General features: G+C 35.6%; 1 protein-coding gene. It reads right to left on the bottom strand.

All coding sequences use genetic code 11. The annotated features are described in order from the left end of the window. Positions 1-508: 508 nt before the first annotated feature. The gene (locus CDG76_RS35635) at positions 509-1,837 is read right to left on the bottom strand and encodes an IS701 family transposase (protein ID WP_094353524.1); all 1,329 of its coding nucleotides are present in this window, start codon (positions 1,835-1,837) and stop codon (positions 509-511) included. Between the last annotated feature and the right edge of the window lie 225 nt (positions 1,838-2,062).

The raw sequence follows: 2,062 nt of genomic DNA, 5'->3' as shown, positions 1-2,062 counted from the left end.
ATGCTAACCACAGTCATTGCACCCCACCCCTTAATCCCCTCCCCGCTTGCGGGGAGGGGAGACAAAGCGTAGCTTTGGCGGGGGTGGGGTTCTTCGGGTTTAATAAGCAATCAAGCGGACATGATATTACACATTGTTAGGCAACTAAGTCTACTTTTTTGTGCAGATGTGTTTGGTGAAAAATAACAACTTTAAATGCTCAGACTATTAGATTGTAAGACTTCTGTCAGCTACATAAGGAGGCTGGCATAGTTAATAATCGTGAAGTTTAACAAATGTTCAAGCATAGGTGATTTCTGCTTGCTCTGTGCTGAAAAAATAAGCCTAATTCTTTGAAACATAATTAGGTTTAGGTGCCAACAAGATCCATTTTGGCACTTTCTTGTGATGCGATCGCCATATCTAAATTTAGTTTTAGAAGTTAAAACCTTTCTTTATCTAGTCTATTTTTCGGTAAATATCCCTCTTCTGTCACTCTCCGGAATGAGCAAGTAGTAACTAAGTGAAATTATCCAGAAGCATAATAGGGTTTAAATTGATTCATTGCACTAATTAATTGATTGAATCCCAGCAATAAATTAGAATTGGGGAAAATATGTATCCAGGGATAAATCAACCAGAATAGTAATAGTGGTTGGGCAATGAGACGTAGATTATTTAAGGTATTTTTCCATCCGGATTCATGATTCCATTGTTGATGATTAGAAAAATCAGCATCACTATTTTTTTGTAACTCAGGTTGAATTTTACGAGATAGATTTAAGCCTAACAAGGCTGAAGAATTTAAACTAATCATTGTGTAAACACAAAAAATCATTTCCCACCATCTCTCAATATGTTGAAAATTTGTGAACCGGTAATCTGTCCAACCTAATTCCTGCTTACACTGTCGAAAACCATATTCTACCCAGGTTCTTAATCCATATAAATCTCCTAAAGTTTTCTTGAGATTATCTTGAAGATTTGTCATTACGAAAGAAGTTGAATTCTCTGGCATGGTTTCTGGGTCAGTAGTTATTTCCCAGTAAGTTATGGCTCTTTTTTTACCATAAATTATTTCCCTAATGTATCTAATTTCTGATTTCTGATTGCTAAATGTTCTCTCAAATTTACACCACTTATTCGCCCTAACCCTTTGTGCTGCTGGCAGCCAGACTCCATGATTATTTATTATCGCTACGACATAATCTAATTTATATTCAGCTAGTTTTCTAATAAATTCGCTACTTTGACCATATAAACTATCCGCTAGTACTAATTTGATAGTAAAGCCTGATTCTATTAGCTCTGTAATAATTTCTGATGCTAACTCTATTTTAGTTTTATATTTATCTCCTTCTTTTAGCGTCCCTTTTGGTTTGAATATTTTTATACTTAAAGGAAAAGTTATATTAGAGTAAAGTCCATAAGCATCGACTGAAACTATTCCATTGTCGACTTTTCCAACACTCCCTAAATATTGCCTGGCTACATAATCAGTCTTTCTACCTTTTTTCCTATCTCTTGTTTCATCTATTACTACTGTAATCGCATTGCCATCTAATGCTTTTTTGAGTTTATTTAATCTTCGTTGTTTTAATTCCTCTACTGACCAATCTGAATTAGCTAAAAAATGATGTAATGACTGTGCAGAGTTTATACTTACAGTTTTCCCTATCTCTGGTAACGATTTTCTTTTGATTGGTGACATTATTCCCAGATGTAAATATTTGAAGCACTCATAATTTCTTACTTCCTTAAACAGGTCTTTATACTCTGTACAATATTCATCTATGATGGCAACTGTTGGGTGGGCATCTCTTGCCAAATGTTTCAGGATTTGTAATTCTACATCCATTACCCTGCTTACCTTCCAGAGTTTTTTCTTTTAATCCTTTTATTCAGAATACTCGGAGAGTGAGAGAAGAGGGAATACATTACCCAACAAGTTTAATAAACAAAAAGCCCCAGGCTGTGGAGCGTGGGGCTTTTGGTATTGTATGAATTAAAAAACCTGGCATCGAGCTATTTTTGCGTAGGGCTACCCCTAAACTATCGTTGCCGCAGCAGCGTTTCACCTCTG

Source organism: Nostoc sp. 'Peltigera membranacea cyanobiont' 210A (assembly GCF_002246015.1).
GTDB lineage: Bacteria > Cyanobacteriota > Cyanobacteriia > Cyanobacteriales > Nostocaceae > Nostoc.
Note: the sequence above shows the minus strand (reverse complement) of the source record. Positions and strands in the feature narration are given on the sequence as shown.

Bases quoted from the DNA above. Each gene is read 5' to 3' on its own strand.
- CDG76_RS35635 (WP_094353524.1), bottom strand. From the start codon at position 1,837: ATGGATGTAGAATTACAAATCCTGAAACATTTGGCAAGAGATGCCCAC.